At 74.0% G+C, this 15,378-nt stretch carries 15 protein-coding genes; 8 read left to right on the forward strand and 7 right to left on the reverse strand.

The features are described from left to right. Positions 1-34: 34 nt before the first annotated feature. Positions 35-1,453 carry an MFS transporter gene (locus K7640_RS16455; protein ID WP_308042571.1) on the reverse strand — a complete coding sequence of 473 codons (1,419 nt, stop codon included), beginning with the start codon at positions 1,451-1,453 and terminating at the stop codon, positions 35-37. Between the two features lie 77 nt (positions 1,454-1,530). On the opposite strand from K7640_RS16455, the gene K7640_RS16460 reads away from it, so the two are divergent. The 3 genes from K7640_RS16460 to K7640_RS16470 all read left to right on the forward strand — a co-directional run bounded on the left by K7640_RS16460 (position 1,531) and on the right by K7640_RS16470 (position 4,749). Beyond that, the gene (locus tag K7640_RS16460; RefSeq protein WP_222955710.1) at positions 1,531-1,923 is read left to right on the forward strand and encodes a helix-turn-helix domain-containing protein; all 393 of its coding nucleotides are present in this window, start codon (positions 1,531-1,533) and stop codon (positions 1,921-1,923) included. Positions 1,924-2,007: 84 nt separating this feature from the next. Continuing rightward, complete coding sequence (locus K7640_RS16465; protein WP_222955711.1) at positions 2,008-2,550, forward strand: TetR/AcrR family transcriptional regulator; 543 nt, start codon at positions 2,008-2,010, stop codon at positions 2,548-2,550. A gap of 21 nt (positions 2,551-2,571) precedes the next feature. Beyond that, positions 2,572-4,749 carry an MMPL family transporter gene (locus tag K7640_RS16470; RefSeq protein WP_222955712.1) on the forward strand — a complete coding sequence of 726 codons (2,178 nt, stop codon included), beginning with the start codon at positions 2,572-2,574 and terminating at the stop codon, positions 4,747-4,749. Positions 4,750-4,816: 67 nt separating this feature from the next. On the opposite strand, the gene K7640_RS16475 is transcribed toward K7640_RS16470, so the two are convergent. After that, positions 4,817-6,073 carry an erythromycin esterase family protein gene (locus K7640_RS16475; RefSeq protein WP_222955713.1) on the reverse strand — a complete coding sequence of 419 codons (1,257 nt, stop codon included), beginning with the start codon at positions 6,071-6,073 and terminating at the stop codon, positions 4,817-4,819. An 80-nt stretch (positions 6,074-6,153) separates the two neighbouring features. Between K7640_RS16475 and K7640_RS16480 the strand changes: the two genes are divergently transcribed. Next, complete coding sequence (locus K7640_RS16480; protein WP_222955714.1) at positions 6,154-6,345, forward strand: DUF2795 domain-containing protein; 192 nt, start codon at positions 6,154-6,156, stop codon at positions 6,343-6,345. Positions 6,346-6,349: 4 nt separating this feature from the next. Here K7640_RS16480 and erm read toward each other — a convergent pair whose 3' ends face one another. Further along, on the reverse strand, positions 6,350-7,150 hold the full coding sequence (gene erm / locus K7640_RS16485) for an ErmE/ErmH/ErmO/ErmR family 23S rRNA (adenine(2058)-N(6))-methyltransferase (protein WP_222955715.1): 801 nt from the start codon (positions 7,148-7,150) through the stop codon (positions 6,350-6,352). 490 nt (positions 7,151-7,640) lie between these two features. Beyond that, positions 7,641-8,540, reverse strand: coding sequence for a Gfo/Idh/MocA family protein (locus K7640_RS16490; protein ID WP_222955716.1), 900 nt, complete (start codon positions 8,538-8,540; stop codon positions 7,641-7,643). Positions 8,541-8,741: 201 nt separating this feature from the next. Between K7640_RS16490 and K7640_RS16495 the strand changes: the two genes are divergently transcribed. Further along, the gene (locus tag K7640_RS16495) at positions 8,742-9,146 is read left to right on the forward strand and encodes a hypothetical protein (RefSeq protein WP_374198095.1); all 405 of its coding nucleotides are present in this window, start codon (positions 8,742-8,744) and stop codon (positions 9,144-9,146) included. Beyond that, positions 9,139-9,543: a hypothetical protein gene (locus K7640_RS16500; protein ID WP_222955718.1), complete on the forward strand. Its 405-nt coding sequence runs from the start codon at positions 9,139-9,141 to the stop codon at positions 9,541-9,543. The genes K7640_RS16495 and K7640_RS16500 overlap by 8 nt, the downstream gene beginning before the upstream one ends. A 433-nt stretch (positions 9,544-9,976) precedes the next feature. Here the strand turns inward: K7640_RS16500 and fabG are convergent, their stop codons facing one another. Then, a complete protein-coding gene (gene fabG / locus K7640_RS16505; RefSeq protein WP_222955719.1) occupies positions 9,977-10,735 on the reverse strand; it encodes a 3-oxoacyl-ACP reductase FabG in 759 nt (252 codons plus the stop codon). 112 nt (positions 10,736-10,847) lie between these two features. Next, a complete protein-coding gene (locus tag K7640_RS16510) occupies positions 10,848-12,494 on the reverse strand; it encodes an alpha-amylase family protein (protein WP_222955720.1) in 1,647 nt (548 codons plus the stop codon). Between the two features lie 84 nt (positions 12,495-12,578). Between K7640_RS16510 and K7640_RS16515 the strand changes: the two genes are divergently transcribed. Continuing rightward, a complete protein-coding gene (locus K7640_RS16515; RefSeq protein WP_222955721.1) occupies positions 12,579-13,181 on the forward strand; it encodes a DUF1349 domain-containing protein in 603 nt (200 codons plus the stop codon). Positions 13,182-13,276: 95 nt separating this feature from the next. After that, on the forward strand, positions 13,277-13,939 hold the full coding sequence (locus K7640_RS16520; protein WP_222955722.1) for a DedA family protein: 663 nt from the start codon (positions 13,277-13,279) through the stop codon (positions 13,937-13,939). Between the two features lie 23 nt (positions 13,940-13,962). On the opposite strand, the gene K7640_RS16525 is transcribed toward K7640_RS16520, so the two are convergent. Then, positions 13,963-15,357 carry a chitinase gene (locus tag K7640_RS16525; RefSeq protein WP_222955723.1) on the reverse strand — a complete coding sequence of 465 codons (1,395 nt, stop codon included), beginning with the start codon at positions 15,355-15,357 and terminating at the stop codon, positions 13,963-13,965. Between the last annotated feature and the right edge of the window lie 21 nt (positions 15,358-15,378).

Genomic DNA, 15,378 nt, shown 5'->3' on the forward strand with positions numbered 1-15,378 from the left:
TTCCGGGCCGGCGGAGTGGGCCGGTCGGCGCGGCTCACCGCGCGGCGGCCGGGACCGGGGCCGACCGCCGGCCGGCGGTGGCCAGGCCGACCAGCAGGGCGGCGGTGACCAGCACCGCGGCCACCACGAAGGCCGACCGGTAGCCGGCGGCGAGGGCGGTCACCTCGTCGGTCCCGGCGGCCCGCAGCCCGGCGGTGCGGCCGGCGGCCAGGGTGGCGAGCGCGGCCAGCCCGAGCGCCCCGCCCACCTGCTGGGTGGTGTTGGCCAGCCCGGAGGCCAGCCCGGCGTCGGCCGGGTCCGCGCCGGCCATGGCGAGGGTGGTCACCGCGGGCAGGGTGAGCCCGCCGGCCACCCCGAAGACCAGCATGGCCGGGAGCACGTCGGTCGGGTAGCCGGCGTCGACCGGCAGCCGGGCCAGCAGCAGGAAGCCGGCCACCGCGAGGACCAGACCGGTGTGCAGCACGGGCCGCGCGCCGAATCGGGCGATCAGCCGGCCGGCCAGCCCGAGCGACACCGCGGCGATGACCAGCGGGGTGGGCAGGAAGGCGAAGCCGGTGGCCGCCGGGTCGAGCCCGCCGACCAGTTGCAGCCGGAAGGCGAGCAGGAACTGGAAGCCGAAGTAGGCGGCCACCATCAGGAACTGCACGGCGTTGGCGGCGACCAGGCCGGGCGCCCGCAGCACCCGGGCGGGCAGCAGCGGGGTGCGGGCGGTCCGCTGCCGGGCCGCGAAGCCGGCGAGCAGCAGCGCGGCGAGGGCGGCGGCGCCGAGCGTACGGGCGGAGGTCCAGCCGTGCTCGGCGGTGCCCACGATGGCGAGTACGGCCGCCATCAGCCCGGCGGTGACCAGTGCCGCCCCGGGCAGGTCGAGGCCGGCGCGCAGGCCGATGCCCCGGTCGGGGGCGATCCGGCGGAGCGCGGCGGCGAGGATCAGCGCGCCGATCGGCAGGTTGATGGCGAAGATCGCCCGCCAGCCGACCAGGCCGGTGAGCAGCCCACCGACCAGCAGGCCGAGCGAGGCGCCGGCCGCGCCGGTGAAGCTGAACACGGCGATGGCCCGGGCCCGCTCGGCCGGCTCGGGGAAGAGCCGGACGATCATCCCGAGGCTGACCGCGGTGCTGAGCGCCCCGCCGGCGCCCTGCGCGAACCGGGCGGCCACCAGGGTCAGCGGGTCGGCCGCCAGGACGCAGGCCAGCGAGGCGAGGGTGAACAGGGTGACCCCGGCGAGGAAGACCCGGCGTCGGCCGAGCAGGTCGCCGAGCCGCCCGGCGAGCAGCAGCAACCCCCCGAAGGCGACCAGGTACGCGTTGACGACCCAGGCCGCGCCGGCGGCGGTGAAGCCGAGGTCGCGCTGGATCGCCGGCAGGGCGACGGCCACCACGCTGCCGTCCAGGATGATCATCAGGCTGCCCGCGCAGAGCACGAGCAGGGCGGTCCGGCGATGCTTCTCGGGCACGAGCGCCTCCTTGGTGCACGGTTTGTTACCAGGGCCATCATCTGTGACCATGAGGGCGCGCATAAGGAGGCACTTCCATGTCCCAGAGGAACAGCTGTGAGACCGTGCGCGGGCACCAGGCGCGGGCCTGCACCGTGCGGGAGGCGCTGGACCGGGTGGGCGGCAAGTGGAGCATCGGCATCCTGGTCGCCGCCGCCCAGGGGCCGGTCCGCTTCACCGAGCTGGAGCGGCAGGTGGAGGGGATCAGCCGGCGGATGCTCACGCTGACCCTGCGCAACCTGGAGCGGGACGGCCTGCTGCACCGCACCGTCTATCCCACCGTCCCGCCCAGGGTGGAGTACACCGCCACCCCGATGGCGCTGGAGCTCTACGACTCGCTCGTCGCGCTCACCGCCTGGGCGGAGCGGCACCGGGCCGCGATCACCGACGCCCGGGAGGCGTACGACCGGGAGCACGCCGCCCCGGCCTGAGCCGGGCGGGATGTGGCGAAGCCCACCCGACTCCTCTGACCGATCGGTCAGGCTCTGACCGATCGGTCAGGCATGCTGGACGGCATGGCCCGCGCCCTGCCCGAGACCCACGACGAGATCCTGGCCGCCGCCTCGCGCCGGTTCGCCGTCACCGGCTACAAGGGCACCTCGTTGCAGGACATCGCCCGCGAGGTGGGCTGTTCCAAGGCCACCGTGCTCTACCACTTCGCCAACAAGGAGGCGCTGCTCTCCGAGCTGATGGCCCCCGCCATCGCCGCCCTGGAGGCGCTCGACGCGCGGATCGCCGCGCACACCGGCGCCGCCGCCCAGCGGGTCGCCGCCGAGGGCTTCGTCGACCTGGCGGTGCGCTTCCGCCGGGAGATCGCCCTGCTCCGCGGCGAGTTCCCCGACCTGCTCCAGCAGCCCGCCTTCGCGCACGTGCAGCAGATGTCCGAGCGGCTCATCGCCGCGCTGGCCGGTCCGGCCGACCGCCCGGCCGCGCGGATCGCCGCGCTGGTGCTGCTCGCCGGGATCGCCGAGACCTGCCCCGAGTTCATCGACATCCCCGACGGGGAACTACGACCCGCGCTGCTGGCCGTGGCGCGCCGCGCACTGGAAACCACCTGACCCCGAGGACAAAGGAATCCCATGGCGACCCTGCTCTACCGGCTCGGCCGGGCCTCGTTGCGCCGCCGGCGACTCGTCGTCGCCGTCTGGCTCGTCGTACTCGTCGGCCTCGGCCTCGCCGCGGCCACCCTGCGCGGCCCGACGGCGAGCAACTTCACCATGCCCGGCACCGAGTCGCAGCGCGCGCTCGACCTGCTCGCCGACCGGTTCCCGGCGGCCAGCGGGGCCACCGGCACCATCGCGGTCAAGGCGCCGCAGGAGGGCCAACTCCTCAGCCCCGAGGGGCAGGCGGTGGTCAAGGAGGTCACCCAGGAGGCGGCCACCCTGCCCGGCGTGGTCGGCGCGGTCGACCCCTACCAGGTCAAGGCGCTCAGCCCGGACGGCCGGTACGCGCTGATCCAGGTGCAGTTCGCCGGCCGGGCCGACGAGGTGACCGACGCGCAGCGCACCGCGTACGAGGAGGTCGGCGCGCGGGCCGAGCAGCAGGGCTGGCAGATCGCGCCCGGCGGTGAGGTGCTCAACGGCGAGCCGGAGGTCGGCTCCACCGAGGCGCTCGGCGTGCTGGTCGCCGCGATCGTCCTGATCATCACGTTCGGCTCGCTGGTGGCGGCCGGGATGACCATGCTCAACGCGTTGATCGGCGTCGCCGTCGGCATGGCCGGCCTGTTCGCGCTCAGCGGCGCGGTCGAGCTGACCAGCACCGCGCCCATCCTGGCCCTGATGCTCGGCCTCGCCGTCGGCATCGACTACTCGCTGTTCATCACCTCCCGGCACCGGCAGAACCTGCTCGACGGCCAGGAACCGGAGGAGGCGGTCGGCCGGGCGGTGGGCACCGCCGGCTCCGCCGTCGTCTTCGCCGGCGCCACCGTGGTCATCGCGCTCGCCGGCCTGGCGGTGGTGAACATCCCGTTCCTCACCGTGATGGGCCTGGCCGCCGCCGGCACGGTCTCGGTGGCGGTGCTGGTCGCGATCACCCTGGCCCCGGCGCTGCTCGGCTTCGCCGGGCGCAAGGTGCTCCCCCGCCGGCTGCGCGACGCCGCACCGGCCGAGACCGCCCCGGCCGCCGAGGACCGCTCCGGCTTCGGCTTCCGCTGGGCCCGCTGGGTCACCCGGCTGCGCATCCCGGTCATCCTGGTCGGCCTGCTCGGCCTGGGCCTGCTGGCGCTGCCGGCGCAGGACATGCGGCTGGCCCTGCCGGACGCCTCCGCCGCCGCCGAGGGCACCCCGGCCCGGGTCAGCAACGACCTGATCCAGGAAGGCTTCGGCCCCGGCTTCACCGGCCGGCTCGCGGTGGTGGTGACCGCCGACTCCCCACAGGCCACCCAGGCCGCCGTGCCGCAGGTCACCGCGCTGATCCAGAAGACGGACGGGGTGCTGGCGGTCGCGCCGCCGCAGCTCGACCCGAGCGGCCGTACCGCGCTGCTCGGCGTCATCCCGAAGACCGGCCCGACCGACGCGGCCACCGAGACGCTGGTGCACGACATCCGCGACCAGGTGGGCGGCATCCAGAACGCCGACGTCCTGCTGACCGGCGTGACCGCCATCGGCATCGACGTGTCGGAGAAGCTGTCCGACGCGCTGCCGGTCTACCTGCTGCTCGTGGTCGGCCTCTCGGTGCTGCTGCTGATGCTGGTGTTCCGCTCGATCCTGGTGCCGGTGAAGGCCGCGCTCGGCTTCCTGCTCACCGTGGCGGCCACCTTCGGCATCACGGTGGCGGTGTTCCAGCAGGGCCACCTGGCCGACCTGGTCGGGCTGGACACCCCCGCCCCGCTGGTCAGCTTCCTGCCGATCCTGCTGATCGGCATCCTGTTCGGCCTGGCCATGGACTACGAGGTCTTCCTGGTCTCCCGGATGCGGGAGGACTTCGTGCACGGCGACAGCGCCCAGCAGGCCACCATCAACGGGATGGGGCACGGCGCCCGGGTGGTCACCGCCGCCGCGCTGATCATGATCTCGGTCTTCGGCGGCTTCGTCTTCCTGGAGGACCCGATCATCAAGTCGATGGGCTTCGCGCTCGCGATCGGCGTCGCCATCGACGCGTTCGTGGTCCGGATGACCATCGTGCCGGCGGTGATGTCGCTGCTGAACAACGCCGCCTGGTGGCTGCCCCGCTGGCTGAACCGGGCCCTGCCCAACGTGGACGTGGAGGGCGAGGGCCTGCGCGCCCACCTCGCCGAACGCGAACCCGCGAACGTGTGAAAGGAGGGGCCCCCTGTTAACGCATTCTGCATAGCAGGGGGCCCCGCTTAACACCTGAGCCGAGCGCTCACACCCCCGCCGGGTACGTCTCCATCTCGCCGAACGAGGTAAGCGCCGGCAGCGGGTGCAGCGCCGTCGTCTCGTCGCACCAGATGAACGCGTCGTAGCGCTCCCCCAGCCGGGTCGGCACGTAGTTGCCCCACGACTCGAAGCTGGGGTCGTACACCACTCCGATGGCCCGGTGGTCGGCCTCGCCGGTGACCCACTCCGGCTGGTCCGGGCCGCCGAAAACAAGCACCGCCCGCTCCGGCAGCAGCTCGTGCAGCCGTCGCTCGACCGAGCCCTCCCGGGCCGGCGGAACGATCATCGTCTCGCTGGGCGAACCCCAGCGGGGCGCCGCCACCACCGTGCCCCGGTAGCTGCCGAAGCCGACCAGCACCACCGCCGCGTCGCCGTGCCGCTCCCGGCCCAACTGGCCGATGTTCACCATCCCGTCGGCCGCCATGTCGGTCGCCCGGGCGTCCCCCACGTGCGTGTTGTGCGCCCAGACGATGCCCCGGGCGTCCGGGCCGTACCGGTCGAGCAGCCGGTCCAGCGTGTCGGCCATGTGGGTGTCCCGCACGTTCCACGACTCCGGGCCGCCGTGCACCATGGCCCGGTAGTACCGCTCCGCGCCGGCGATCACCTCCGCGTTCTGCCAGGCCGAGAAGCGGTCCGGGCCGTCCGCCGCGGCCTGTTCCCGGGTACGCGCCAGCAGCCGCACCACCTCCTCCTCGCACCGCGCGGAGACGAACCGGCTCGCCGCCCCGTACTCCTCGACCCGCTTGCCGTACGGCTCGAAGCACCGGTACGCGTCCTGCGCGGCCTCCAGCGAGCCCGGGTCCTCCTCGCCCAGATAGTCAAAGATCGCCTGCATCGAGTCCCACAGGCTGTAGACGTCCAGCCCGTGGAAGCCGGCCCGCTCCCCCTCGGGCCGCTCGACGTTCCACGCCCGCAGCCAGCGGCAGAACCGGGCAACCTCCGCGTTGGCCCACATCCAGGTCGGCCAGCGCTCGAACCGTTCCAGAGCGGTCAGCGGGTCGGCCGCGCCGCCGGGCGCGGCCACCACCGACCGGTGCACCCGGTCGCAGTCCGGCCAGTCCCCCTCGACCGCGACGAAGTCGAAGCCCTGCTCGGCGATGAGCCGCCGGGTCAACTGCTCGCGCAACCGGTAGTAGTCGTAACTGCCGTGCGTCGCCTCGCCGAGCATCACGATCCGGGCGTCCCGCACCCGGTCCAGCAGAGGATCGAAGTCGCTCGGTGAGCCGAGCCGCTGAACCTGCATGTCGCGGCCTACCCGGCGCGCCGCCGGGCAAACCGCGCGGGTCCGGGTGTGCGGGCGCGGCGGGCGGGTAGCCGGTGGGCATGACCGTCAGCGGGGCGCAGATGCAGGAGTACCTGGCCGGGCTCGACTACCCGGTCTCCCGGGAGGACGTGCTCCGCCGGGCCCAGGAGAACGGCGCCAGCACCGAGCTGTTGCAGCTGCTGATGGCGCTGCCCGCGGACCAGTTCGACGATCCCGCCGAGCTGCACCGGGCGCTCGCCACGCTCGCCTGAGCGCTCAGCGGGGGGCGTGCAGCAGGCGGAACAGCACCAGCCACTGCTCGGGCCAGACCAGCCCGACCGGGGTGGCCGGGTCGAGCCGGGCCGCCCGCAGCGCGCCGTCCACCCGGGCCCGCGGGTGAGCGGTCCGCAGCGAGGCCGCGAGGGAGCCGCCGACCCCGCCGAAGCCCAGCTCCACCATCCTTCGGTACGCCGGCAGCGCGGCCCGGGACAGCAACGGCTCGGGCCGGCGGTCGATCCGCAGGATCCCCCCGTCGACGGCGGGCACCGGGCGGAACGCGGCCCGGGGCACCCGCCCGGCCAGCCGCCAGTGGTACTCGGGCCAGGTCGACACGGTCAGCCGGCTCCACCGGCCGCGCTCGCCGGTGCGCTTGCGCGCGTACTCGAGCTGGGTCAGCAGGGTCGCCGCGCGCAGCCCCGGTGCGGCGAGGCACCACCGGACCACCGCGGCGGTCAGCGACCAGGGGATGTTGCCGACCACGGCGAACGGCTCGTCCGGCGGGTCGGCGGCGAGGAAGTCCGCGTGCCGGACGGTCACCCCCGGATGGTCGCGCCCGACGCCGGCCAGCTCGTCGACGACGGCGGGGTCCACCTCGTACGCGATTAGCCGGTCGCAGGCCGCGGCGAGCGGCCGGGTGAGCTGGCCACGCCCGGCGCCGACCTCGACGATCAGGTCGCCGGGGTCGGGTCGGGCCGCGCGGACCACGCGGGCGACGGCGGCCGGGTCGGCGAGAAAATTCTGGGACAGTACGCGACGGGTCCGGTCGCGTGCGGTGGTGCGGGTACGGCGGGGCGCCACGGAGATCGTCCTGTCTGCCGCCGGACGGCGGCGGTACGGACAGGCAGCGCGGAGCGGGGCCTGTCCGAGCGGATCGGGACTCGGACGACCCTGGGCGGTCGGCGGTACGCGTCGGCGCGCGCGAGGGCGGCCGCCGCACCCGGTCACGGGGCGGCGGCGGCCGATCAGGTCAGGTCAGGCGCGGCGAGCGTCCCGGCCGGCCAGGGCCGGGCGCCGGTTCCACGGACGGGCGACCAGGAGAAGGCCCCCCGTGGCCGGCGCGGCGGCCACGTTGATCAGGGCGTGCGCGAACATGTCGGCCAGGCTAGTCGCCCGGTCGCTGCCCGGCGACGCAATTTCGCCCGCCGGCACGCGCCCACCCGGCGCCCGCCCCACCCCACGCGCCCCCGGCCTGCCGGACCGTGCCCCCGCGCGGCAGGCGGATGCCCGGCGCGGCAGGTGTTAATAAGGGGCCCCGCTACTACCGAATGCGTTAACAGGGGGCCCTTCCTTACACCTCGACGGTGCGGGACTGGGCGCGGGCGACCTCGGCGGCCCACAGCACCGCCACCACCTCCCGGCCGAACCGTACGTCGCAGCGGTGGTCCCGGGTGCCGGCGTCGATCTCCTCCAGCAGCTGGTCGATCGCGGTGCCGTAGGCGGTCAGCGCGCTGCCGTCGCCGGGCGGGACCACCTCGACGCCGTTCTCCCCGAAGAAGACGAAGTCCCGGGTGACCGCCGCGGGCGGCGCGTCCAGGGTGAGCGACAGCGAGCTGGTCGCGCCGCCGTCGTGGGTGAGCAGCAGGTGGACCAGGCCGCTCGGGCCGTCGGTGGCGGCGACCCGGGTGACCCGGCCGAGCACCGGCAGGACCAGCGACAGGGCGTGCGGGCCGATGTCCCACAGCGCGCCCTTCTCGTGCCGCCAGCGCGACTCGCCGTAGGGGTTGCCGGGCTGGAAGATGGAGGCGAACTGGGTGCCCCGGGCGTGCTGCCAGCCGCCCGCCGCGGCGGTGGCGGCCAGGAAGCCGGTGATGTTCGGGTGGTACCGCTGGGTGAAGAAGACCACCGAGGCGACGCCGCTCTGCTGCGCCGCGGCGACCACCCGGTCGGCGTCGGCGAGGCTGAGCGCCAGCGGCTTGTCCAGCAGCAGGTGCCGCCCCGCGGTGGCGGCCCGGAAGGCGATGTCGGCCTGCACGTCCGGCGGCAACGCCACCGCGACCGCGTCACACGCGTCGATCAACGCGTCCACGTCCGGGAACACCGGTACGCCGTGCCGCGCGGCCAGCGCGCCGGCCCGCTCCGGGTTGCGGCCCCAGACCCCGGCCAGGGTGGCGCGGGGGTGGGCGTCGATGGCCGCGGCGTGCGTCTCCGCCGCCCAGTGACCGGTGCCGAACAAGCCGAACCGCAGCACGCATCCCCCAGCCGTCGTCCTCCGCCCCGGCCTGCGCCGGTGACCGTGATCCCACGCTATCCGGCCGGCCCGGCCGACGGGCGGCGACCGGCGGGAGAGCCGGGCGGCCCGGCCGACGGGCGTCGACCCGGCGGGAGAGCCGGGCGGCGGTCGCTACTACGCGGCTTAGTAGGCTGTGCCGGTGAACCGTACCGCGCCGGGATGGCGCCGATGACCAGCGCCGCGGCGGCCGGCTCGCCGGTGCACGGGCTCCTCGCGACGGCCGGCATCGTGCTGTCGCTCGTACTTGCCGGGTGGGCGCTGGTGGCGACGCTGCGGCACCGCGCCCCGGACCGGATCCAGTTCGCCGGCCTGGCGCTGCTGGAACTGGCGCTGCTCGGCCTCGCCGTGGTGGCGCTGGTCGCGCTCGGCGGCGGCGAGCGGCCGGGCGAGCCGGGCGCCTTCTTCGGCTATCTGGTGACCCTGGTCTGCCTGCCGCCGCTGGCCTGGGTGCTGGCCCGGATGGAGCCGACCCGCTGGGGCTCCGCGATCGTCTGCGCGATCTGCCTGGTGACCCCGGTGGTCGTGGTCCGCCTCCAGCAGACCTGGGAGGTGGTCGGTGGCTGAGCCGCAGGCGACCAACCGGGGGCCGGGCCGGCTGCTGATCGCGATCTACATCCTCTTCGCCATCGCGGCCACCTCGCGGGCCGGCTTGCAGATCGCCACCAAGTTCGACCGGGCGCCGGTGGCGTACCTGCTCTCCGCGGTGGCCGCGCTGATCTACATCGTGGCGGCGGTCGGGCTGGCCCGGGCCGGGCACGCCGGCCGGCGGACCGCCCTGCTCTGCTGCTCGATCGAGCTGGTCGGGGTGCTCGGGGTGGGCGTGCTCAGCCTGGCCGACCGGCAGCTCTTCCCGGACGAGACGGTCTGGTCCCAGTTCGGCAGCGGGTACGGCTACGTGCCGCTGGTGCTGCCGGTCCTCGGCCTGCTCTGGCTCTGGCGCACCCGCACCACCGCCACCTGACCGTCCCGCTCGCGCGCCGGGCGAGTCCCGCTCGCGCGCCGGGCGAGTCCCGCTCGCGCGCCGGGCGAGTCCCGCCTCGGTAGCCCGCGCCCACGGGTAGGCCCGTCGGCGGCCCGCCGGACACCACCTGGCGGGCATCGGCTCATCCGTCGGGCGTGTCGCGGTCGGGAAGCCTGGGCCTGCGCGAGCCTGATACCTCAGAGTCATATTGATACCCGAGAGGTATCACGCTCACGAAGGGATCCGCCGGCACCGGCGCACGGCGGGCGACCGGCCACGTCGTTCCCACCGGCCAGCCCGGCCACCGCCTGGCTCGCCCGGGACCGCCCCACCCGCCGCACATCGGCCCATCCCCAGCCGGGGTTCGCCCCACCTGCCGCATACCGGGGCATCCCCCGCCGAGGACCGCCCACCTGCCGCACCCGGCGCCCGGTCAGTCCTTGGGGCCGCCGGCGACGTAGATGACCTGGCCGGAGACGAAGGACGCGCCCTCGCTGGCGAGGAACGACACGGTGTGCGCGACGTCCTCCGGGCGGCCGGTGCGGCGGACCGGGATCTCGGCGGCGGCGTGCTTCTGGAGGTCTTCGAAGCTGACCTTCATCCGGGCGGCGGTGGCGGCGGTCATCTCGGTGACGATGAAGCCCGGCGCGACCGCGTTGACGGTCACCCCGAACGGGCCCAGCTCGATGGCCAGGGTCTTGGTGAAGCCCTGGAGCCCGGCCTTGGCCGCCGAGTAGTTGGCCTGGCCGCGGTTGCCCAGCGCCGAGGTGCTGGAGAGGTTGACGATCCGGCCCCACTTCGCCTCGACCATGTGCTTCTGCGTCGCCTGGCTGAACAGGAACGAGCCGCGCAGGTGCACCCCCAGCACGGTGTCCCAGTCGGCGTCGGTCATCTTGAACAGCAGGTTGTCGCGGAGCACACCGGCGTTGTTGACCAGCACGGTCGGCGCGCCCAGCTCGGCGGCCACCCGCTGCACGGCGGCCTCGACCTGGGCCCGGTCGGCGACGTCCGCGCCGACGCCGAGGGCCCGGCCGCCGGCCGCGGTGATCGCCTCCACCGTCTCCTTGGTGGCCGACTCCTCGATGTCGACCACGGCGACGGCCAGCCCGTCGGCGGCCAGCCGCCGGGCGGTGGCCGCACCGATGCCGCGCGCGGCGCCGGTGACGATGGCGACCCGCTGCTCCTCCGACATGACTACCTCCCGGTAACTTGTGGCTCGATCGGAGGAGCTTAACCCAGCCGTACGCGGCACGGCCCGCCGCCGAGCACCGGCGGCGGGCCGTGGGCGACGGCCTGCGGTCGTCCTACCAGGTGCGGCGCAGCCGGATCCAGCGGTAGCCGTGGCCGGCGAGCGCGACCCGATCCAGCTTGCCCACCTCCGGGTAGCCCCGGTCGGAGAGCACGTCTATCGGCAGCTCCGCCTCCGCCTGCACACTGCTCAGGTCCACCTCGACGTCCTCGGTGCCGAGGTTGTGCAGGAAGACCATGGTGCCGGTCGGGCCGTCGGCCCGGTGCGCGAGCACGCCGCGCGGCATCGGCACGTCGATGTGGGTGGTCGAGCCGGAACCGACCTCCGGCGCCTCGCGCAGCGTCCGGATCATCCGCTCGAACCAGCCGAGCAGCGACCGCGGGTCCTTGCGCTGGGCGGTCACGTTGACCTTCTCGTAGCTGAAGTCGCCCTTGTCGATCACCGGCCGGACCAGCTTCTCCGCCTCGGCCTGGGAGAAGCCCCCGTTGGGCTCGTACGACCACTGCATCGGGGTACGGATGGCGTCGCGGCCCGGCAGCGAGAGGTCCTCGCCCATGCCGATCTCCTCGCCGTAGCGCAGCACCGGCGTGCCGCGCAGCGAGAACTGGAGCGAGTACGCCAGCTCGATGTGCCGCCGGTCGTTGCCGAGCATCGGCGCGAGCCGGCGCCGGATGCCCCGGCCGTAGAGCTGCATGTGCTCGTCCGGGCCGAACTTCGCCAGCACGTCGTTGCGCTGGTCGGCGGTGAGCCGGGACAGGTCGATCTCGTCGTGGTTGCGCAGGAAGGTGGCCCACTGCCCGCCGGTGGGCAGGACCGGGGTGTCCCGCAGCGCGTCGATGATCGTCTCCGGGTCCTCCCGGGCCAGCGCGAGCATCAGCCGCCCGTTGAGCATGAAGTCGAAGAGCATGTGGATCCGGTTGCCCGAGCCGCTGCCGTCACCGAAGTAGGTCGGCAGCTCGTCCGGCTCGACGTTCGCCTCGGCCAGCAGGACGGCGTCGCCGCGCCGCCACTGCACGTGCTGGCGCAGGTCGCTGAGGAAGTCGAAGTCCTTCGGCGAGTTGGGGTTGCCCGGCTCGGTCTGCTCGATGATGAACGGCACCGCGTCCATCCGGAAGCCGGAGACGCCGAGCTGGAGCCAGAACGAGGTGATCTTCTTGATCTCCTCGCGCACCTTCGGGTTGTTGATGTTCAGGTCCGGCTGGAACTTGTAGAACCGGTGGTAGTACCAGGCCTTCGCCGTCCGGTCGTAGCTCCACGTCTCGTGCTGCTCACCCGGGAAGACCATGCCCTGGTGGCGGTCGGACGGCTCCTCGTCGGCCCAGACGTACCAGTCCCGGTACGGGGAGTCGGGCGACGAGCGGGCCGACTGGAACCAGGGGTGCTGGTCCGAGGTGTGGTTTACCACCAGGTCGATGATCACCCGGATGCCCCGGTTGCGAGCCTGGTGCAGCAGCTCGGCGAAGTCGCCGAGCGTGCCCAGCCGCGGGTCCACGTTGTAGAAGTCGGTGGCGTCGTACCCGTCGTCCTGGTTGGGCGACGGGTGGATGGGGTTGAGCCAGAGGCAGGTCACCCCGAGCCGGGCCAGGTAGTCGAGGCGACTGATGAGGCCCGGGATGTCACCGACGCCGTCGCCGTCGGAGTCCGCGTACGTGTCGATGTCGAGGCAGTAGACGACCGCCTCCGAGTACCACCTGTCAGCCATGCCCGGTTAACTTCTCCGATCCGCCGGCCCGGCAAACGTGAACGCCGGTCCACTCAGGTGCGCGTGGGGTGGGAGGATCCCGGCATGGACGAGGCAGCGACCACCCGGCCGGTCGGCTGGGCCGACGGCAGCTGGCTGAACCCCCCGGTACGCGCCGACCGCACCGACGCCGGCGAGCTGGTGGTGGAGCCGGCCGAGGGCAGTGACCTGTGGCGGCACACCAGCTACGGCTTCGTGCACGACGACGCCTCGGCGCTGCTCGCCCCGCTGCCCACCGGCCGGGCGGTCGAGGTGACCTTCCAGCTGGACTACGGCGAGCAGTTCGACCAGGCCGGCGTGCTGGTCCGGGTGGACGAGCGGCACTGGGTCAAGGCCGGCGTCGAGGTAAGCGACGGCCGGCCGCAGCTCGGCGCGGTGGTGACCCGGGAGTTCTCCGACTGGTCGGTCGCGCCGGTGCCGGAGTGGACCGGCCGGGCGGTGACCGTCCGGGTCAGCCGGGCCGGGGACGCGCTGACCGTACGGGCCCGGGTGGCCGGCGAGCCGTGGCGACTGGTCCGGCTCGCGCCGCTGCCCCCGGACGCGGTGGCCTCGGCCGGGCCGTACTGCTGCTCGCCCAGCCGCGGCGGCCTGGCGGTGCGGTTCACCGGCTGGCGCACCGGCCCGGCCGACGGCGCGCTGCACCCGTGAGGCCGCCCGCCGGTGGGGTGGATCACCGGCAGGTGTGACGGGCCGGCGCGCGGGTACCTTTCCCGGATCCCCAGGAGACCGCGGAAGGGATGGCCATGGCCCTCGCCCAGGACGTCGACCCGGCCCAGTTCACCGGGCTGACCGGGTGGGTGGCGAGCGTCATCGACTCGCTCGGCGCGGCGGGCGTGGCCTTCCTGGTGGCGCTGGAGAGCATCATCCCGCCGATCCCCAGCGAGATCGTGCTGGCGATGGCCGGCTACCTGGCCCACGAGGGCCGGTTCAACGTGGTGCTGATCGTGCTCGCCGCCACCGTCGGCTCGTTGGTCGGCGCGCTGGTGCTCTACTGGCTCGGCGCCGCCCTCGGCGAGGAACGGCTGAAGCGCTGGCTGGACCACATCCCGCTGGTGGACCGGTCGGACCTGGAGAAGGCCGACCGCTGGTTCGAGCGGCACGGCCGGTGGGCGGTGCTGATCGGCCGGCTGGTGCCGGTGGTGCGCAGCCTGGTCTCGGTGCCGGCGGGCGCGAACCGGATGCGGATGTCGGAGTTCGTCCTGTTCACCACGCTGGGCAGCGGCGTGTGGAACACCCTGATCGTCGGCCTGGGATACGTGCTGGGCTCCCGCTGGGAGGACGTGGACCGGTACAGCAGCTGGTTCAACTACGCGATCTTCGCGGTCTTCGCGGTGATGATCGTCAGTTGGGCGGCGAAGAAGATCCGCCGCCGGCGCGACCGGCAGTCGATGACCGCCGGCCGCTGACCGTACGCCGCGTCGCCCGCCGCTCAGGGCAGGGTGGCCAGGTGCGGCTTGACGGTCCGGGCGAACCCGCTGCCGTTGCTGACGTCCCAGTTGATCGACCAGGTCATCGCGCCCCGGATGCCCGGGTAGGTGCGCGGCGGCCGGAAGCTGCCGCAGTTCGTGCCCCGGGCGAGGCAGTCGAGCGCGGCGTTGACCACGCTGGGCGCGACGATCCCGCCGCCGGCCGCCCCCGGTCCGGCGGGCAGGCCGAGCCCCACCTGGTCGGGGCGCAGACCGCTCTCCAGTTGGAGGCAGGCCAGCGCGACGATGAAGTCGACGCTGCCCTGGCTGTACGCCCGGTTCTGGTCGCAGCCCAGCATCGCCCCGGAGTTGTAGTACTGGGTGTTCACCACGGTGAGGATGTCCCGGATGTCCAGCGCCAGCTTGAAGTAGCCGCCGGCGGGTGACTGCATGTCGATGGTCTGCGGGGCCATCGCGATGATCAGCCCGGCCCCGACCTTGGCCCGCAGCGCCCGCAGCGCCTGTGCCATGAAGGTCGGGTTGAGGCCGTTCTCCAGGTCGATGTCGACGCCGTCGAAGCCGTACCGCTGGATCAGCGCGTACGTGGTGTCGGCGAAGGCGGTGGCCGAGGCGGCGTCGTTCACCGCGACCCGGCCGGCCTCCCCGCCCACGGACAGGATCACCCTGCGGCCCTGGGCGCGCAGGGCGCGGACGTCGGCGGTGAAGTCCGCGTCGGTGTAGCCGCCGAGCGCCGCGGCGAGCCCGGGATCGACCGCGAAGGCGACCGCGCCGGGGACGGTGGTGGCCTCGCCGAAGGCGACCGCGACGATGTCGTACTCGGCGGGCACGTCGCGCAGCCGCAGCTCGACCGCCGGGTTGTCGAAGTTGTGCCAGTAGCCGGTCAGCAGGTGCTTCGGCAGCCCACCGGGCGGCGGGACGGTGGGCGTCGGGGTGGGCGTGGGCGTGGGCGTGGGGCTGGTCGGCTTGGGCGTGGGGCTGGTGGGGGTCGGGCTGGGTGTGCCGCCGCCGCAGGACGCGCCGTTGAGCTGGCAGTTGCCCGGCGAGCCGGCGCCGCTGGCGACGAAGCCGAAGGAGACCGAGGCGCCGGGCGCGACGGTGCCGTTCCAGGACCGGTTGGTGAACGTGTACCGCTGGCCGGAGGTGGTCAGCAGGGCGTCCCAGTAGGTGCCGACGGTGGTGCCGGCGGGCAGGTCGAACGAGAGCGTCCAGGACGTGAGGGTGCTGCCGCCCCCGTTGTTGATGGTGTATTTCCCCTCCCAGCCGCTGCCCCAGTCGGCGGTCTTGACGAAACCGGCGGTCACCCCGGCCGCGTACGCGGGCAGCGTGACCCAGGCCGCGCCGACCGTCGCCGCGAGGGCGGCGACCAGGGACAGGACGAGGGATCTGGACAGTTTCATGGGCCCTCCCGGCGGCATCGA

The sequence above is a fragment of the Micromonospora sp. PLK6-60 genome, from assembly GCF_019890675.1.
GTDB lineage: Bacteria > Actinomycetota > Actinomycetes > Mycobacteriales > Micromonosporaceae > Micromonospora.